Raw genomic sequence first — 19,039 nt, 5'->3', positions numbered from 1 at the left:
CGCCGGAGGCGCAGCCCGCGCCTCGGCCGCGATTCGCCCGCTGTGTCAGTGCAGCGCCCTATCGTGTGACCCATGAGCGATACGTTGCCGTCCGACACGTCGAGCAGCCCGGTCCTAGCCGTCCCGTCCCCTGGTGCAGTACGTGACGAGTTGGCGCAACTGGTCGTTCGGGACCTGCTCGGGCCGGTGGGCGGTGATCTGGAGGAGGTCGCCGACTCGCCGACGGACTGGTACGTGCTCGGACGGCTTGCGCCGAACGGGACGACGATCGTGCCGGAGGAGCTGGACGCCTCGCTGGGTGATAGTGAGCTGCCGGGGGCTGATGAGGGCTCACTGGATGCGGATGCGCCGAATGTGCCGAGTCTGACTCCGTCGTCGGTCGGGCTCACCGCGCGGGTGCGCGGCGACGCCGACCGTCTGGAGGTGACCGGGCGATGGGCGCGCTATATCCGCTCGCACTCGACGGATCCGAGCATCGAGAGGCTGATCTGGCGGCGCGCGCCCCACACCGGCACCGTCCCGGTCAAGCTGGTCGAGGGCCTGGTGGAGCCGCTGGTGCTCGATTCCGAGGACGAGAAGGTGGTGCTGCGCGGCCGGGTGCGGCGTTTCCATGATGACTGGCTGGTCACGCTGTTCCTGGTCAATACGACCGAGACGGACTCCAACTCCGCACTGCACTGGGTGTTCCAGGCCGAACTCTCGGCGACCGGCGCGGACGGCACCGCGGTCTTCCTGCCCCGGCACGAGCCTGGATCAGGTGGTGACGCAGCCGACAGAGGCGAGCAGCGACGGCTGGCGATGGCCTATCGGTTCAGCCCGGAGTTTGCCGTCGGCCATGCGACCGGGGTGCACGCAACGGCCAGCGCGGCCGACCCGATGAGAGCGGTTGCGGTTCAGACGAAGGCAGCGCCGGAGTACGACATCGCACAGACGGACGCGCCGTCGTTCGACAGCGATCCGGATCTGCCGGAGTTGGCGAACTTGCTGGTCGACATGAAGGAACTCGGTGACTGCGACCCGCAGGCACTGCGGGCAGGGCTGGAGCCGCTGGTGGCCGGCTACCGGGCGTGGATCGAGCGGGCGGAAGCGCGGATCGGACGAGACGGCGAATATCTCAACGAGTACGCGGATCAGGCCAGGGAGGCGTTGGTCCAGGCGAGGCGGGCGGCCGACCGGATCGAAGCGGGGATCGAGCTGGTGCTCGGGGATACGGACGCCCTCGCCGCGTTCCGGTTCGCGAACAGCGCGATGCACCTGCAGCGTGTCCATACCCGGGTCGCCGCCGCCCGACGCCGTGATGGATCCCGTGACCCCGACGCGGTGTTCCGCGACGAGGACGAGCCGGTCAACCGGTCTTGGCGTCCGTTCCAGCTCGCGTTCCTCCTCCTGAACCTGCCTTCACTGACCGACCCGGCCCACCCGGAGCGTGCCACCGGAGCCGAGGCGGTGGCGGACCTGCTCTGGTTCCCGACCGGTGGCGGCAAGACCGAGGCTTACCTTGGCCTCACCGCCTATACCCTCGCCATCCGCAGACTGCGACCAGACCTCGGCGGACTTGACGCGAGCCACGGGGTGGCCGTCTTGATGCGCTACACCCTGCGGCTCCTGACGATCCAGCAGTTCCAGCGTGCCACGGCGCTGATCTGCGCCGGTGAGGTGCTGCGCCGCAAGGACACGATGCGATGGGGCGAGGAACCGTTCCGGATCGGCCTGTGGGTCGGAGGGAAGGTTTCCCCGAACACGACCGACAAGGCGATGGACTGGGTCAAGGACGTGCGCCGGGCGAGCGGAAAGCCCAATCAGAACTCCGGCACGCCCTATCAGCTCACCAGTTGTCCATGGTGCGGAACGAAGATCGAGAAGGGTCGGGATGTCGACGTCGACAAGACCCTTCGTCGTACCTTCCTGCGTTGCCCCGAGCTGTTCGGTTGCCCTTTCGGCGGCGGTGATCCCAATGGTGAGGGTCTGCCGGTGGTTGTTGTCGACGAGGAGATCTACCGGCTGCTGCCGAGCCTGGTGATCGCGACCGTCGACAAGTTTGCGCAGCTGACCTGGAACGGACGGACGCAGGCCCTGTTCGGACGGGCGTCGCGGCACTGCTCCCGACATGGCTATGTCACCGCCCAGATCGCCGAGGAGGACTGGGAAGCCACCAGCCATCTCGCAGAAGGTCGCCATCGTGCTGCGACACTCAGCCCTGCTAAACCGGTGCGACCGCCCGACCTGATCGTGCAGGACGAGCTGCACCTGATCTCCGGACCGCTCGGCTCGCTGACCGGCCTGTATGAGGCCGCTGTGGACCGACTTGCCACCTGGGAGTACGCGCCCGGCAAGACCGCGCGACCGAAGGTGATCGCCTCGACGGCCACCGTTCGGCGCGCGGAGCGGCAGATCCACGCCCTGTTCGACCGACGCACCGGGGTCTTCCCGCCACAAGGCCTGGAGATCGGTGACAGCTTCTTCGCCCGACAGCGGCCCAAGGACTCGCATCCCGGCCGCCGCTACATCGGTATCTGCGCTCAGGGGGTGCGCACGAAGTCCACGATGATCCGGGTGTATGTCGCGGTGCTCGCCGCCGCGCAGACCGTGCACAAGAAGTACGGGCACAACCCGGTGACCGACCCCTATATGACCCTCGTCGGCTACTTCAACAGCCTGCGGGACCTGGGTGGTATGCGTCTCTCGGTCGAGGACGATGTCTCCACCCGACTGGAGAGGATCAACGAACGCGGCCTTGCGCGGCGCTACGACTTGCGGCTCGAAGAACTCACCTCGCGCCTGACCTCGGAAAAGATCCCGGACATCCTCCAGCAATTGGAGTACACGTTTCCACGGGCAAAGAAACTGACTCCGATCGATGTCCTGCTGGCCACGAATATGATTGCCGTCGGAGTCGACGTTTCCCGACTTGGCGTCATGGTCGTTGCCAACCAGCCCAAATCAACGGCCGAGTACATCCAGGCCACGAGCCGGGTCGGCCGAGCCGCTCCCGGCCTGGTCTTCACGGTATTCAACTGGGCCCGCCCGCGGGACCTGTCCCACTACGAGACCTTCGAACACTTCCACGCCACCGTGTACCGGCACGTCGAAGCACTATCCGTCACTCCGTTCGCGGAACGCGCGATAGACCGAGGCTTGACCGGGGTGCTGGTGGCGCTGGCACGTAACCTGGCGCCCGGCGACAACGGCAACCTCGGTGCGCAGACCTTCGACACGCACAGCAGCAAGGCTGACCACATCGTCCGTTACCTGGAGCGCCGCGCGGGTGATGTCGCCACCGACCGGGCCGTCGCGACCCGGGTGCGCGAGGAGCTCGACAGCATCCTGGACCTGTGGGCGCGCGAACAACGACGCCCGGCGGCCCGACTCGCCTTCGATGCGAAGGGCAAGGCCGACGACATCGTGGGTCTGCTCCACAGCCCCGATTCAGGCCCGTGGAAGCGCACGACGTGTCCGACCTCGCTGCGCGAAGTCGAGCCCGGCATCCGGCTGGTACTGCGGGCGGCGCCGGGCAACGCCGAGGACCACGAGCAGCACCCGTTCGTGCCACGCCCGAACCCGGACGACGAAGTCCCCGGACACGAAAGGAACCTCTCATGACCATCACCGTGGACGGGTCACGCCCGGCCGGCGATCTGCGAGTTGGGGAGTTGAGGCCCAGCCAACTGCTGCACACCTACGGCGTCGGCGCGGTCGCGGACCTGCCGAACCTCTCGGTGATGATCTTGGGGCTCGATGAGTGGGAGCTGGAGAAGGCCGCGATCGTGCCGGAGGAACGGCTCCTGGCGGCGGTGCGCAGCAAGCTGGGCGCCCAGGTGCAGAATCTGCGGATGCCGCCGTATACGCCGGAGGACCCGAGCGACTTCAGCGGCGCCTGGTCCCGGATCGGCGTGCCGGTCGCGGTGTTCCCAGGATGGCTGCGCTGCACCGACAATCGATGCAACCGGCTCGCCCCAGCCGACTCCGGGCTGTTCCACCTGCAACCCAACAGTGTCGCGCCCGACCAGACCCGCTTCGTCCACTCCTGCCGCGAGACCGGCCGCAAACGGCCGACCGCGGTGCCGGCTAGGTTCGTCTCCGCCTGCCCGGCCGGGCACGTGGACGACTTCCCATGGATGTACTTCGTCCACCGCGGCGCACCCTATGAGGCGGACCACACACTCAAACTCGTCGAACGCGGCACCACCGGCGAAGCAGCAAACATCTTCGTCGAATGCTCCTGCGAGGTGAACGCCCGGTCCATGGCCGAGGCGATCGGCACCCGCAGCGAGCAGGTACTGCCGGCCTGCCGGGGCAGGCACCCGCACCTTGGAACCTTCGAACCCTGCACCGAACAGACCCGGACCATGGCGCTGGGTGCAACGAACGGCTGGTTCGCCATGCAGCTGCGGGTCTTCTCCATCCCGCATGCCGACAACCCGGTGGACAGCGCCGTGGCCGAACATTGGACCGGGCTGCGGGTGGTAGCGGAGCTGCCACGCGAGACCGCGCGCATGGTCTTGCCGACCCAGGTGATGTGGCCACAGCTCGAACGCTTTGGCGCGGACGAGGTGCTGGATGCAATCGCACGGCACCAGGGCGAGCATCAGCCCAGCGCTGCTGAAGATACCGACGCGCTGGACATCGCCGGACCGGAATGGCTCGCCTTCACCGGCAGCCCGCAGAACCACCCCGACTTCAGCGTCAGCAACGAACCCATCCCGGCTGGTCACCGCAACTGGCTCAGCCAGGTGCGTCTGGTCAAGCGATTGCGTGAAGTATCCGCGCTGTACGGATTCAGCCGGATCGATGCGCCGGAATGGGGTTCCGCGACCAGCGGGGGCGAGCTCCTGGAGGAGAACCGAGCGCCGCTGTCCAGTGCTGCACCTTTCTGGGTGCCGTGTGCGGAAACCCGGGGTGAGGGGATCTTCCTGCGCTTCGACGAGAAACGGGTCACCGCTTGGGAGCAGGACCCGAACGTCGTCCGACGCACCAGAACATTGATGAGAGCACATGAGAAGTGGTGCAACCAGCGCCGGACCGATGCTGAGTGGCCGGGCATCCGATACCTGCTGCTGCACACCTTCTCCCACGTCCTGATCCGCGAGTTCGCCCTAGAGTGCGGGTACGGCGCCTCTGGAATAGGCGAACGGATCTACGCTCGCTCCGGTGCCGATCCAATGGCAGGGATCCTGCTGTACACCGCAGCCCCCGACAGCGAAGGCACGCTCGGCGGGCTGGTCAGCCTCGGTGCACAGCATCGACTGGGTACGTTGATCGACCAAGCGCTCGAAGCCGCGCGACTGTGTGGCTCGGATCCCTTGTGCGCCGACCACGATCCGGTTGCCCATGGTCGGCTGCACGGTGCCGCATGTCATGCTTGCCTGTTCGCCGCGGAGACGTCCTGCGAACGGGGCAACCACTTCCTGGATCGCGAACTTCTCGTCGAAACATTCAGCGGCCGGCCGGGCGGGTTCTTTACGGCATGACCGGCCCCAACGCACCAGATGTAGCTCCGCCCAGCCTGCCCGAAGTACTTTCCGGGCTCGTCGCCACTCTCCCCGTGACGTACCTCGCTGCCTGGGTCAGCGTCTTGCGCACAGTGGCCTTTCCGGACGGACGCACCGAGTCCCGCCTCATCGCAGCACACCCCGGCGCCGGGCTCGGACCGCATGCCAGTTTACTTTTGTCGGCGTGGAGAGCCACTGATGCACAGCTGCCTGGATCTGCACTGGCCTTGGCCCTCGAAGCCGCCAGCAACCGATACGAGCAGGACCTCGCCACCCGGCATGTCGAAATCGCCGTCTCAGGACCTGTGAGTGACGCGGTCTCGATCAGACTCACTGCGTCCGTCGCAATTCAGGTAATCCGGGCCGCCAGCACTACGCTCTTGATCACCAGCTACGCCGCGTTCGGGGTCCAGGAGATCGTCAGCGAGATCAGAGCAGCGGCAGACCGCGGAGTCAGCGTGGACCTGGTCCTGGAGACCGCCCGCGCTTCTGGCGGCAGACTGTTTGGGGACAGCGACGGGCGCGCCGCGTTCCATGACCTTCGCTTCCACCCAGACGTGCACCTGTGGCAATGGGCGAATGATGAGCGGCAGGGTCCCGGCGGCCGACGCGGCAGCATGCACGCCAAGATCATCGCCGCCGATCGGAACACTGCCCTGCTCGGCAGCGCGAACCTTACTGACAGCGCATATAGCGACAACCTTGAGATCGGGGCCGTCATCCGCGACCCCGGTGCCGTGGCGAGTCTCGTCGATCACTTCAGCAACCTGATGCACTCAGCGGACGGCCCCCTGGTCCGGCTGCCCTGGCAACCACCTTCGTAGGACCATGTCACCTGAATCTCTCGAATACCACGGAAACCGAAGGCTCGCCGCTGCTGACTGATCTGGCCTTAGCATGGCTGCTCTCACTCTCTGGGAGGCTTGACCATGCCGACGTTCCGTCAGGGAGTCCCGCCCCGCCTGCGGCGGGCGCTGGAGATCCTCGCCGAGTCCCCAGACGGGATGCACGTCCAGGATCTCTGGGCCCGCATCGTCGCAGACTTCCCAGTGGAGGAGTACGAGGCGGTCTCCACGAAGACCGGTCGGCAAACCAAGGGGGAGAACAACTGGCGTTGGTACACCTCGGATGCCGTCCTCGCCGGGCTGGTCTGGAAGCAGAAGGGTGTCTGGTGCGTGACGAGTCTGAGTCTGTACGTGCTGGCTCAGTCCGACAACCCGGAAGACCTTCTGGAGATCACGCGCAGCGCCCTGAACTACGCCGAGAAGCACCGGGCTGGTTACCAGTACGCCACCAAGATCCTCGAGACTGCTGTCCAGGCGGGCCAGTGGGTAGTTCTGGACGATGTGGCCGAGATGGCCGACCTCGAACCTGACCGGCTCGCGGCCTGGCTGTGTGGTATCCGGCCGCCGGGCGGGCAGCGCGTGCTCGGGGCCGATGGAAGGCCCCCGTCGCAGATCCACCCTGAGCCGAACCAGATCGCACGCTGGCAGCAACTGCTCGCTGGCGAGGGTCTCCCCCTGGACGCCACCGGTGCCGCGCTCCCCGCTCATCGTGTCAGCACCGCCGAGCTCGGAGCGGCGCTGTCCCAGGCTGAAGCCACGAACGTCGAGGGCCTCAGCGTTCGACGCGGTTGGCTGATCCGTGGCGCGGCTGTCCAGGGCGTGAACATGGTCCCGAAGTGGCGGGCGGAAGCATTCTGTTCCCTGTCCGCCTCCCGTCTCCAGGACCTGCCCGAAGGGCTGTCGCAGGACCAGCTCAAGCTTCTCGTCGACGACCGATATAGCCACCTCTCCTACAACCAGCGCACCGAGCTCGCCGAACAGCTCTTCACCTTCCTCGACCGCGTCCATCCCAACGACCTGGTCGTCACCGTCTCCGGTGGCCGCCTGCACTTCGGCACCGTCTCCGGCCCGGCCCAGTTCACTGCCTCGTCGGACGGGCGGTCCAACCTGCGGCGCGCAGTGAAGTGGGTGGAACTCGACATCGACCAGACCGACCTGCCCGAGGAACTGCAGGCGAAGCTCACGAGCCAGCACGACGTCGTCGACCTCACGCAGCTCCTCGACGTCCTGGAGGAGTTTTTCGACCTGTCCCCCGATGAGGGGCCCGAGGCGTCGGTCATCCGCCGGGTTCTGCGCCTCCCGGATCCGATCGCCGAACTCGCCGACGAGCTTCTCGTGGACCTTCCCTGGCTAAAGGACGTACGCGACCTGCTCGACGAGCGCCGCCAGGTGATCTTCTACGGTCCGCCCGGCACCGGGAAGACCTACCTCGCCCAAGCCATCGCCGAACACCTGGCGGGCGACCCGCAGGCTGTCAAGCTGATCCAGTTCCACCCTTCCTACTCCTACGAGGACTTCTTCGAGGGATTCCGTCCCGTCCAGCAGCCCGGTGGTGGAGGCGGAGTCAGTTTTGAGCTGCGCCCGGGACCGCTGCGCAAGCTGGTCGCCCTCGCCGAGAGCAACCCGGACACCCCGCACTTCCTGATCATCGACGAGATCAACCGCGCCAACCTCGCCAAGGTCTTCGGCGAGCTGTACTTCGTCCTGGAGTACCGCAACCGGACCGTGGACCTGCAGTACTCGGGCGAGTTCACGCTCCCCTCCAACATCTACTTCATCGGCACGATGAACACCGCGGACCGCTCCATCGCACTGGTGGACGCCGCGATGCGCCGTCGTTTCGCCTTCGTCGAACTACACCCCGACGAGTCACCGACCCGCGACCTTCTGGCACGCTGGCTCGCCCGCGAGGGGCTCGCGCACGAAACCGAGGACGTTCCGGAGCTCCTGCGGACGCTGAACTCCCGTATCGAGGACAAGGATTTGCGGATCGGCCCCTCCTACCTGATGCGTGAGTCCATTTACGTCGAAGGCGGCCTGGCACGAACCTGGCGCAGCGCGATCCTTCCGCTCCTGGAAGAGCATCACTACGGCGAGGGCGTCAACGTCGAAAGCCGCTACGGCCTCGACGCCCTGCGTCGGTCCCTCGCCCGTGCAACCGCGCCTGACGCAGGTCCAGAGACGCTGGATTCCAGCCCTGGCGGCGACGGCGCCCAATGAGCGCCGACATCGAGCCCCACCCACCCATCCCGGTCATCGAGCTCCGTGAGCATGGCCGTCCGGTGGCCTACCGCCTGCCGGACGCCGCTGGGCGGACTCTGGCCGGCTCTGGCATCCTGGAGACGACGCCGGACCCCTACGAGCCGGGCTGGTGGCAGCTGAAGGCCGGAAGCATGGTCGGCGCAGCCACGCTCACCACGCCGGCTGGCCAGGCGATCACGCTACGGATCACGCCCAAGCTCCCCATCGCCCGGCTATTCTTCCTCCTCGGCTACGCCCTCAACCCCAAGGGCTGGCAGCAGGACGCCGTCGATGTCGCCGAACACGCAGACCTCCTCCCGGCCCTCGCTCACACCTACGAACGCCAACTGGAACGCGCCCTTCGGCAGGGCACCCTCCAGGGCTACCGCACCACCGAGGAAACCTCCCTCCTGGTGCGTGGCCGGATCCGCGAGGCCGACCAGATCCGCCGCCACTACGGCCTCGCCCTTCCCGTCGAGGTCTCCTTCGACGAGTACACCGTCGACATCCCCGAGAACCAGCTCCTGCGCGCCGCCACCGAGCGCCTACTGCGCCTGCCTGCCATCCCTACCCTCACGCGGCGGCGTCTCCTGAGCCATCGCGCCCGCCTCGCCGATGCCGCAGCGCTCGTGCGCGGCCACGTCATGCCCGACTGGCGGCCGAGCCGGCTCAACTCGCGCTATCACCCGGCCCTACATTTGGCAGGCATCATCCTGCGAGACTCCTCCGTCGAGCACATCGTCGGCGATCTGCGTGTCAACGGGTTCCTGTTCGACATGAACAAGCTCTTCGAGGACTTCGTCTGTGTCGCGCTGCGGGAAGACCTTCATGGCCGGGGCGGCCGCACCGAACTGCAGGGGCGCGGCATCCACCTCGACGAAGCTGACACGGTACGCATCAGACCGGACTTCGTCTGGTACGACGCCTCCGGCCACGCCCGCGCTGTCGTGGACGCCAAGTACAAGGCCGAACAGCCCGAGGGCTTCCCCGACGCCGACCTGTACCAACTCCTCGCCTACTGCACGGCGCTGCACCTGCCCGCCGGCCACCTCATCTACGCCAAGGGCAACCCACACACCTCCCACCGCATCCGCAACGCCGGCATCAGGATCCACCAGCATGCCCTCGATCTCGACCAGCCCCCAAAAGGGCTTCTCGGTGACATCTCCAGCATCGCCAATGCACTCAGCGATCGCCAGCATGCTTCAGGCTCGTGACCGCATCCGCAGGCTGCCCAGCTCTCCGAGCGAAACCCGACCGTCACCCCGGCGCACTCGCGCGGCCAAAGGAGTTCATAGTGATCGTCCTGCCCAACGACATCGATCTCCCGGACCGCGAGGAGGTGCTCGGCCAGGCCATTCCCTTCGACCGAGACCGCTGGATACCCCTGCTTCCAGACTTGACGTGGTGGCCGGCAGAGCTTGACGCATGCCCGAAGGTCGGCCGATGGCCCCGGGTGGACCGGCGGACCGTGTTCAGCATCGCGCGCCGGGCGAACACCGCCCAAGGGCGCCGTCACTTACTCGTCGCCGCTCTGGTCTGGGGCTCCGGGGCCAAGGCGCGGTCAGTGCACCAACGCGCGCGAGTCTTCGAGCACTCCCCGGCCGCGGACATCGATAGTCGGCTCGACGGGGCGCTCACCGCACTCCGAGAGCGAGGAGCGGTGGACGCCTACCGGGCCTTCAACAACGACCATCGGATCCTCCACCTGGGAGGAGCGTTCTTCACGAAGGTGCTGTACTTCGCTGGTGGCGAGAACCCCCGAGGTGCCGACCGGCCGATCATTCTCGACAGTGTGGTCTCGCGAGCCCTCAAGGACCTGGGAGCTGTGGACGCCGACTGGCCGAAGGGCCGCTGGACCACAGAGCAGTACAGGCAGTACGTGGTGGCGGTGGGGGAACTCGCGGAACGATCGGGCGTCCTGCCTGATCAAGTTGAGACAGCTCTGTTCTTGCACGGCAAGCAGAAGACCTGACGGCCTGGCACTACGCCCAGCAGTGATCATCTCATCGGAGTTGGCCATCCCGGGGTGCACGGCCCCGGCGGCGACCTGGCCGGCACCACACGGTGACGCCCAAGCAATCGAGGAGCCTCCCCGTTTCACACCAGTATGCGTGGCTTTCGCGCACGTGGGTGGTGGCCCTCGGGACGCCGTCATTAGCGACGTTGCAGGGCTGCGGGGCCGACCGTTCCGACCGGGGTCGGCCGGCCCCGAGGGGGTAGGCGTGGGTCGTGAGTTTGGAGATCAGTCAGCCCTCATGCGCCGCAAGCTTGTAGGCGTCGGGCGGCAGCGGTCAGATGATGGACGATCTCCAGACGGAGGCGGTCGACGTCCTCGCCTAGTGGAGAGTCAACCCATTCGGCACGAGCGATGTCTCCTTCGATGGAGATGACTCGGGCGAGGACGCTCCGCATCGTGGCGATGGCGTCAGCGGCGTTCTCGAAATTGGTCGTGGCGTCGTCTCGGCTGCGGCTATCGGGTTCGGGCGGGTCGACATCTTGGGCCGTTACCTTTCTGTGATTATCTGCAAAGTTTTTGCAGAGTTGGTTCTTTTTGGTTGCTGCGGGACGCCGTTGCTTGAGGTGAGAGCGCGACGTTCTGCATGGGTGCCCGTCGTGGGTGGAAGGGTGTCAGTGGTCATGAGTTGGCGGGTTGCTGCTTGGAACTGGGTTTCCTCGGCCGGCCAGCCTGCGGCTTTCAGGACTGCTTTGACTATCTGGCCGGTGAGGCTGGCGGTGAGTCGGCGGTCTTCTCCCGCGGCGCGTGCGTGTATTTGCTGGTAGAGGTCGGCTGCGGCGGTGAGTCCGAAGCGTCTGACGACGGGCAGTAGTGCGCGGGTGTGCGAGGCGGTTGCGGGTTCGCCCATCGTCTGGGTGAGGCGTTCGGCCAGGGGCCATTCCTCGATCATTTGGTAGGCGGCGCGTGCGGCGATTTCCCAGCGTTCCTCGACGTAGGTGTCGAATCGGGTGTGGGTGCGGCGGTAGAGCTTGTGGTTGCAGATCGTGTGGAGTGCTTTGCCGACGAGCCAGGTGGCGGTGGCGAGGTTCTCGACGGCCCGTTCGCAGAATCCGAGTTGATGCATTTCGTCCGGTGTGAGTTCGCCGGAGGCGTCGACCCTAACCGGGGCGGCGATCATGTCGGCGGTGATGACCAGGTCGGCGGGGCGCCTGGTCGTCCGGTGGGGCGTTGGGCTGTTGTTGCCGCCCAGCTGCTGTTCTTCGCGTCGGGTGCGCAGTGCGGCTGCCCGGTCGTGGCCGGTCATCGCTGTCCTCCCGTCTGGGGGAGGAGCAGCCCGCGGTTGATCATCTCGGTGACGAGCTCGTCGTATGCGGATTCGCGGGCGGTGACGGGTTCGAGCATGAACTGTGCGTAGATCTGGCGGTTGGGGATGGTGGTGGTGAAGACGTTCCAGCCGTCTTCGCGGAGGTAGTCGCGGTACTGGCCGGTGGCCTTGGCCCTCACTTACATCAGTGGCCTCCCCGGCCGCGGCGCGGCCGCCGGCGCAACCGCCGGTGCGCTAGCGAGCACGACACGTAAAGGCTGGCGGCCGCGGTCACGAACTCCAGTAGCGTCGTAACCTGCGGAAGCGCCGTCCAGATGGACTCTGTCCAGGCAGCGATCGTCGTGAACGACATCGCGAGCTCCTTCGCTCAGGGAACCGATGCCTTCACGGTGAGCGTCGGAGCGGTCACTTTCGACTAACGTGGAAATTTGGACGCTGGACATTCAACGACGTCTTTCGATCGCGAGACCGCCTCCGGGGGGGAGAGGGATGCTCGATGCCTTGAAGCGGTTGCACACGCTGGTCGGGTCGCCATCGCTGGAGACCCTCGCTCGGCACGCTCAGGCAGAAGGGTCGGCGACGTCGCGATCCACCTTCGGCAACCTGCTGAACGGCAGACCCACACGACTCGAAACGGTGGAGGCGTTCGTCCGGGCCTGCGCCCGACATGCCCGCACCCGCCGTCCCTCCATCACCCTCGACCCCCAGGAAGTCCACCTCGACACCTGGCGCGACCGCTACGCCGACAGCCACCGCTCCGGAGGCAGACAGCACCGCACCTCGGCCCTACCGCGCTGGGTTGATGTCATCGCCGGCACACCGCACCGGCCGCAGCTGTGGCCACACCAGGTGGGAGTGCTGCCTTTGCTGGCCGACTGCCGCCAGGAGCGCCCCGCCGACCACGACCTCGACGCGTTCATGGCTACCGGCAGCGGCACCGCCATGGTGTGGCAGGTGTTGTCGGGGATGGGCGGCGTCGGCAAGACGCAGCTCGCCGCAGCCCTCGCTCACCGCACCTGGCGGGCGAGGCAAGTTGACCTGCTGATCTGGGTGACCGCTGCATCCCGCGACGCCGTGGTCATCGCCTATGCGCAGGCCGCAGCCGACATCACAGGCATACAAGACGACGACCCCGAGCAGGGCGCGGCGCGCTTCCTGGCCTGGCTGTCCGAACCGCATCGCCGACGCTGGCTGATCGTGCTGGACGACCTGCAAAACCCTGCGGACCTCAACGGACTCTGGCCTCCCACCGTCCCCTCCGGCCGGACAGTGGTCACCACCCGCCGCCGTGATGCTGCCTTGTCGAGTGGGCGGAACCTCGTGGAGGTTGGCCTGTTCACGCCCGGGCAGTCAACGGCCTACCTGAGCGCCCGGCTGGGCGGTGACGGCGATCTGCTCACCGATGACGACCGGCTCGCCGAGGATCTCGGACACCTGCCGCTGGCATTAGCCCAGGCAGGTGCCTACATCCTCGATCGGGGCTTGTCCTGCGCCGAGTACCGGCGCCGCCTGAACGACACCCGCAGGCGCCTGGCGGACCTCACCCCCGAGCCCGGAGCTCTGCCGGATGAGCACCGAGCCACTGTCGCGGCCACTTGGTCGCTGTCCATCGACCACGCCGACACCTTGACCCCGCGAGGGTTGGGCCGCCCCGTCCTGGAACTGGCAGCACTGCTCGACCCCAACGCGATCCCCGCCGAGCTACTTACCACGAGCGTGATCACCGCTTACCTCCGCGGCCGCCGCAATTCCCAGGAGTCCGTCGAAGCCGACGATCTGCGCGACGTCCTGCACAGCCTGCACCGTCTCAGCCTGCTCACGCTCAATCCGGTCGACCCGACCATCCGGGTACACGCCCTGATCCAGCGTGCGGTCCGCGAGTCTGCGCACCCGGACCACACCACCGCGCTGGCGACGACCGTGGCCGACGCCCTAGTGTCGATCTGGCCGGACATCGAGTGCGACCCTTCCCGCGGGCAGGTGCTGCGGGCCAACACAGCGGCCCTGCGCGCCGCTGCAGGCCCGGCCCTGTGGAACACCGAAACAGGTGCTCACCGCGTCCTGTTCACCGCTGGCATCAGTCTGGGCGAGTCTGGTCTGGTCTCGGCAGCCGCCGCCTACTACGGCGACCTGGGCTCCACAGCAGCGCAGCGGCTCGGCGCCGAGCACCCCCACACCCTCGCCGTCCGCGCCGGCCACGCACGCTGGCGAGGCGAGGCCGGGGACGCCGCCGGAGCTTTCGCCGCCACCGAAGGCCTGCTGGCGGACCGGCTGCGGGTGCTGGGGCCCGACCACCTCGACACCCTCACCACCCGGCACAACCTGGCCTACTGGCAAGGTGAGTCCGGTGATCCCGCCGGGGCGGCCACCGCGTTTGACGCTCTGCTGCACGACATGGTGCGGCTGCTAGGCCCCGATCACCCCGACACGCTCACCACCCGCAATGACCTGGCCTGGTGGCAGGGAAAGGCGGGTGACCCGGCTGGGGCGGCTGCGGCGCTGCAAGCGTTGCTCGGTGACCGGCAGCGGGTACTGGGGCCCGACCACCCGCACTCGATGATCACCAGGAACGACCTGGCCTGGTGGCAAGGGCTCGCCGGTGACCCCAGCGGCGCTGCCGACGCGTTCAGGGCCCTCCTCCCCGACCTCGTGCGGGTGCTAGGCCCCGACCACCCACGCACCCTGACCAGCCGGAACAACCTCGCCTGGTGGCAGGGGGCAGCCGGGGATCCCCCCCGTGCACTGGCCGCCCTACGGGAGGTCTTTGCCGACCGCCTTCGAGTGCTCGGCCCCGACCACCCCCACACAATGATCACCCGAGGCAGCCTCGCCTACTGGAAAGCGATGGCAGGTGACCCGGTCGGTGCGGTCATGGCGTTCGAGGCTCTCCTGACCGACCGGCTGCGGGTGCTCGGCGCCAACCACCCGCACACCCGCGCCAACCGCCATCAGATCGCCTACTGGAGCGACTACCCGGGGGACCAGACCACCGCCGGAACCCTGCTGACCGACATGGTGCTGGTGCTCGGCCCCGACCATCCCGACACGCTCACCGTGTGGAGCCACGACTCCACGCAAGCCTCGTCACCTTTAGGCGGTCCTGGAGAACCGGCCCCTGAGAGCGAGCGGATGGCGACGTAAACTCCACCCCCCGGGGATAGTGAGGCGGGGTCAAGTGCACGCCAGATCCTTCGTCGTAGAGGCGGGATATGCCTACCCCACGGTGACGCCGGGGTTCGGCTCGCTCCGCAGGCCCGCAGCCATCGCTGCTCTCGCTCGGCGCCTCGGCTAAGTCACCCCCCCGCTGACCCCGGGGAGGATTGCTGCACAGCGAAACGGCGCAAGGGAGACAGCATGGACGCAGGAGACTGGACCGCGGCCGGAGCAGTTGGCATCTCCGTAGCCGCAGCCGTGACCAGTGTGTGGCAGGCCCGCACCGCCGCTGCATCCGCCGAGCACGCCAAAGCACAAGCCCGCGCTGCCATCGAAGCAAATGACCTGGCCCGACAGCAGATCCAGCGCAACGATGCCCGCGTGCAGCAGGCGGCCGCCGAGTCGCAGGAGGTGGCGCTTCGTCAGGCCAAACTCGTTCACGTGGAGGTCAAAGGCAACGGTGGGTCAGTTCAGATCAACATCGCCAACCGCAGCTCCCGTGCCATCACCGACGTAGAGATCCGCAACGTGGAATCGCTGGAAAGCGGGCTCTGGGAGACCTGGCGGCCGAATGCGAATGTCAGCGGTCAGCTAGGCCGCGCAACGTGCCGCCTAATCGAGGCGCGCACCGGCCAGATCACCGTGGCCGTATGGCTCCTGGACGCGCAGCAAGTCCACATGCGGCTCCTGCCCCAGAAGGTAAACGTCGAGGTCCGCTTCCAGGACGCTGACGGACAGTGGTGGCTCACGTCTCTGAGCGGCGATCCGCAGCGCATCACAGCACCCGTCGCGTAGGGGACTGGGCCGGTGACCGCTCGATAGAGCATCAACGCTATCCTCGGGCTTTCGTGAGCGTGCTCGTCCATGCCTTGATCAAATAAGCGGAGAGTGCTTCTGAGCTGCAACGATGGGACTTGACTAGGGTCCTGTTGGCTGCACCGAAAGAAGCACTCTCCAGGTGAGCAAGCGTTTCGGGTTGTACCCGCGTGTCCACGTCGAGGGCGGTGGCACAGGGGTGGTCTCGCAGGCCGGGGCGGTACTGCTGGCCGATACGGTCCGCAGGTCCGGGCTGGACACCGTGATATCGGCGGCAAACACCTGCGGCGAGGCCGGCAGACACTGATCCGCATTGACTCCGCCGGCGGAACCCACGCCTTCCTCGACTGGCTCATCCGCCCAGGCCGGTGGTTGTTGTATTCCGTCGGAATGACCATCACCGACACCATCCATCAGGCCGTCCTGAAGATCCCGAAGAAGGCATGGACACCGGCCTACGACGCAGACGACACCGAACGGCCAGGCGTTTGGATCGCGGAGATCACCGACATGCAAAACCTGAGCACCTGGCCCAAGGGCATGCGGTTGCTCGTCCGCAAGGAACGGCCGCACCCCGGCGCCCATATGCGCTTCACCGACCTCGACGGGCTGCGGCTGACCTGCTTCGCGACCAGCACCAAAGGCGGCCAACTCGCAGACCTTGAACTGCGTCGCCGCCGCCGGGCTCGCCGCGAGGACCGCATCCGAAGCGCCCGCGACACCGGCCTGCGCAACCTGCCCCGGCACGACACCGCACAGAACGGGATCTGGCTGGAGGTCGTCTCCCTCGCACTCGACCTCCTCGCCTAGATGCCGATGCTCGCCCTGACCGGCACCACCCGCCGCTGGGAACCCAAGAAGCTCCGCCTGCGGCTCTTCTCCGCCGCCGCCCAACTCATCGCCACCAGCCGCCGGCGCCGGCTCCGCTTCACCACGCGATGGCCCTGGATCGACGAGATCACCCGGGCAATCGACCGCCTCCAGGCCCTACGGAACCCCGGCTGACCAGCACACCGACCGCCCCAACGATCTGCGCCACCACACCGGCAAAGTGGAACCCTGCGCCCACCCGGAGCGACAACCAGGGCCGTCAACCTGCCCCCGCCCCGAAAAGACCACACCTCCCAAACACAAAGTCCCCGTCAGCACACCGACGAGGACTCATGAACGATCGAAGTTAGACAAGCCTCACCTTCCCAGTTCAGAGGCACTCGCATTCACGATCAAGATCCAGACACCGTGGCAAGTGAAACGCGGAGGCTAGGCAGCCAATCATCTTTACCTTACCGTGGTTCGGAGGCCCATAGGACTAGCGAACAAGATCGAAGTCGCTTCGAAATATCACATACGAAAGTTGGCGTTAAAGGAGAGCCAGATTTTCGATCTGCTGATAACCCTTACTGGAGTGACTGGAACTCTTTTATCATCTCTGCTAACGCAGAGAATTAGTGAAAGGTCGAAGCGGTGGGAACTCCTCCATGTCGAGCAACAAAATCACGCCGACAGGCTAGCGGCCGAAAGGCGCGACAGGTCGTCAGCTAGACTCCAGTGCTACTCGAAGCTTTACACAGCCGCTCGGGAGTACTTGGACATTCTTGAGAGATTCCTAAAGGAGATGAAAATCTATACGGTCACAGCCCAGATGCGCACCGACCTTGAGGAGGCTGAGGGGTTGTATCAAATTCAACACAATGAGTCACTTATGCTCGTGCCAGATCGCATATTTTTGGCCACAGCCGAGCTAAGTTTGCAAATTAAAGCCATTCACGGCACCGCACTGGCTACCGAAAGTGGAGATCCCGCCTATGTCGAAGTTAATGAGGCGCTTGAAGGACTCACCGAGAGTCTCAAAGATGCCCTCTCAGATGTACTTCGAGAAATGCGTTCAGAGCTGAATGTGACGGAGTAGTACGATGTACGCCTCCTGCCTCCCGGTATCGCGGAAGGACTTGATTAGGCAATGCAGCCTGAAAACCCCAGCCATGAAACGAGTCCTCTTCCACTATTGCGTCCACAGGGAGCATTGCCTGGCGTGTGGAATATTCCGGCGCGGAATGTTGCCTTCGTTGGTCGCATCAATTTATTATCTGAGATTTACGGGCGCTTGTTCGACCCACAGGAAAAAGCGGCACAAGTTTTATATGGAATAGGTGGGGTCGGAAAGACTCAATAAGCCGTAGAACATGCTCATCGTTTCGCACATCATTACGACCTGGCTTGGATAGTGGACTCTCAACATGCAGGACTAATCGGTAAACAACTTGCGTACGTCCAGCAGTCCGGGCGTCATCGCAGCTCAGAAGGGATGAGGGTGATGTAACCGGACGTCAAGCTCAGGATAGCCAGCCGGTGAAAGTCCGGTCCGGGGAGACGCCAGGGTCCCCGGTAGCTGACTCCCGGCGTCACCCGAAATGGTGGCGTCGAAGTGGAGTGACAAGCGCCCTCCGGGGGCGTGCAACCGACCAGTCCGCAACATGAAGTGAAGCCTGCAGCGTCGTCATTTAACCCCCGCCCATGGGCGGGCCAAGGAGGAGCCGAGCCTGTGCTTGTTTGGCGAAGGCCACGGAAGGCGATCTCGGACCTGGAGCGGTCGCCGAAGAACCTCCCGGCGTAAGGGGCGTGGAATGGTCGGAAGGTTGTCCTGGGAACTGGAGAGAGCCTCCTCGGCCCCGGGTTTGCGGCCCGGGAAGCGTGACCTTCCTATAACCGGCAGAACCGGGAAATGGAGGGTTGCCGAGAGGCAGTCGGAGGGGGTCGTAGTAGTGATGATCGGCGGGACAACACAACCCGCTGGGAGCGAAGGGCCCCTGCTTCATCGATGCGATTCGCGAACATGGAGGGACTCGGATGAGTGCCGTTTCGGCTAGTTCCATCCGCCGGGAGGAAGGCGCCGCAGGACCGGGCCGTCGTTCTCTGGACAAGGTCCGAACCCTGCAGCGGACGCTTTACCGCTGTGCCAAGCAAGAACCCGAACGCCGGTTTCATACCCTGTATGGCCATGTCCACCGCATGGACGTTCTCAGGCGGGCATGGGCCGGTGTGTGCGCAAACCGAGGAGCCCCCGGTGTGGACGGCATGACCGTTGAGGCGGTGGAAACCTCGGGGGTGAATGCATTCCTCCAGGACCTTTCGCAGAGACTACGGACGCATACGTATCGTCCGTCGGTGCTGCGACGGGTCCAGATTCCCAAACCGGGGCGGCCGGGCGAGC

The 19,039-nt window shown here is 66.0% G+C and carries 12 protein-coding genes and 1 pseudogene; 11 read left to right on the top strand and 2 right to left on the bottom strand.

What is annotated here, in order from left to right; genetic code table 11:
- The first annotated feature begins 72 nt into the window (after positions 1-72).
- The 6 genes from drmA (at position 73) to O3W51_RS31870 (ending at position 10,550) form a co-directional block, all read left to right on the top strand.
- Positions 73-3,600: a DISARM system helicase DrmA gene (drmA, locus tag O3W51_RS31895; protein WP_269287931.1), complete on the top strand. Its 3,528-nt coding sequence runs from the start codon at positions 73-75 to the stop codon at positions 3,598-3,600.
- A complete protein-coding gene (gene drmB / locus O3W51_RS31890) occupies positions 3,597-5,468 on the top strand; it encodes a DUF1998 domain-containing protein (protein ID WP_269287930.1) in 1,872 nt (623 codons plus the stop codon). Before drmA ends, drmB begins: the two co-directional genes overlap by 4 nt.
- The gene (gene drmC, locus O3W51_RS31885) at positions 5,351-6,313 is read left to right on the top strand and encodes a DISARM system phospholipase D-like protein DrmC (RefSeq protein ID WP_331284105.1); all 963 of its coding nucleotides are present in this window, start codon (positions 5,351-5,353) and stop codon (positions 6,311-6,313) included. The genes drmB and drmC overlap by 118 nt, the downstream gene beginning before the upstream one ends.
- A 105-nt stretch (positions 6,314-6,418) precedes the next feature.
- Positions 6,419-8,554 carry an AAA family ATPase gene (locus O3W51_RS31880; RefSeq protein WP_269287927.1) on the top strand — a complete coding sequence of 712 codons (2,136 nt, stop codon included), beginning with the start codon at positions 6,419-6,421 and terminating at the stop codon, positions 8,552-8,554.
- Positions 8,551-9,792 carry an McrC family protein gene (locus tag O3W51_RS31875; protein WP_269287926.1) on the top strand — a complete coding sequence of 414 codons (1,242 nt, stop codon included), beginning with the start codon at positions 8,551-8,553 and terminating at the stop codon, positions 9,790-9,792. Before O3W51_RS31880 ends, O3W51_RS31875 begins: the two co-directional genes overlap by 4 nt.
- A complete protein-coding gene (locus O3W51_RS31870; protein WP_269287925.1) occupies positions 9,789-10,550 on the top strand; it encodes an 8-oxoguanine DNA glycosylase OGG fold protein in 762 nt (253 codons plus the stop codon). Before O3W51_RS31875 ends, O3W51_RS31870 begins: the two co-directional genes overlap by 4 nt.
- A gap of 532 nt (positions 10,551-11,082) precedes the next feature.
- Here O3W51_RS31870 and O3W51_RS31865 read toward each other — a convergent pair.
- Positions 11,083-11,838, bottom strand: a complete 756-nt coding sequence (locus tag O3W51_RS31865; RefSeq protein ID WP_269287924.1) for a hypothetical protein — start codon at positions 11,836-11,838, stop codon at positions 11,083-11,085.
- Positions 11,835-12,038, bottom strand: coding sequence for a hypothetical protein (locus O3W51_RS31860; protein WP_269287922.1), 204 nt, complete (start codon positions 12,036-12,038; stop codon positions 11,835-11,837). The genes O3W51_RS31865 and O3W51_RS31860 overlap by 4 nt, the downstream gene beginning before the upstream one ends.
- A gap of 310 nt (positions 12,039-12,348) precedes the next feature.
- On the opposite strand from O3W51_RS31860, the gene O3W51_RS31855 reads away from it, so the two are divergent.
- The 5 genes and pseudogenes from O3W51_RS31855 (at position 12,349) to O3W51_RS31835 (ending at position 17,737) form a co-directional block, all read left to right on the top strand.
- Complete coding sequence (locus tag O3W51_RS31855; RefSeq protein WP_269287920.1) at positions 12,349-15,000, top strand: tetratricopeptide repeat protein; 2,652 nt, start codon at positions 12,349-12,351, stop codon at positions 14,998-15,000.
- 213 nt (positions 15,001-15,213) lie between these two features.
- A complete protein-coding gene (locus tag O3W51_RS31850; protein WP_269287918.1) occupies positions 15,214-15,807 on the top strand; it encodes a hypothetical protein in 594 nt (197 codons plus the stop codon).
- Positions 15,808-15,970: 163 nt separating this feature from the next.
- Positions 15,971-16,135 carry a hypothetical protein gene (locus tag O3W51_RS31845; RefSeq protein WP_269287916.1) on the top strand — a complete coding sequence of 55 codons (165 nt, stop codon included), beginning with the start codon at positions 15,971-15,973 and terminating at the stop codon, positions 16,133-16,135.
- Positions 16,105-16,833, top strand: a pseudogene (locus tag O3W51_RS31840) (transposase); the annotation flags it as partial. The gene O3W51_RS31845 and the pseudogene O3W51_RS31840, both read left to right, overlap by 31 nt.
- Before the next feature lie 610 nt (positions 16,834-17,443).
- Entirely contained in the window at positions 17,444-17,737 is a 294-nt protein-coding gene (locus tag O3W51_RS31835) for a hypothetical protein (protein ID WP_269287915.1), read from the top strand.
- Positions 17,738-19,039 lie beyond the last annotated feature (1,302 nt).

This window comes from Streptomyces sp. H39-C1 (genome assembly GCF_027158125.1).
In the GTDB taxonomy this organism is placed as follows: Bacteria; Actinomycetota; Actinomycetes; order Streptomycetales; family Streptomycetaceae; genus Actinacidiphila; species Actinacidiphila fildesensis.
This window is presented reverse-complemented; position numbering and strand designations above follow the sequence as displayed.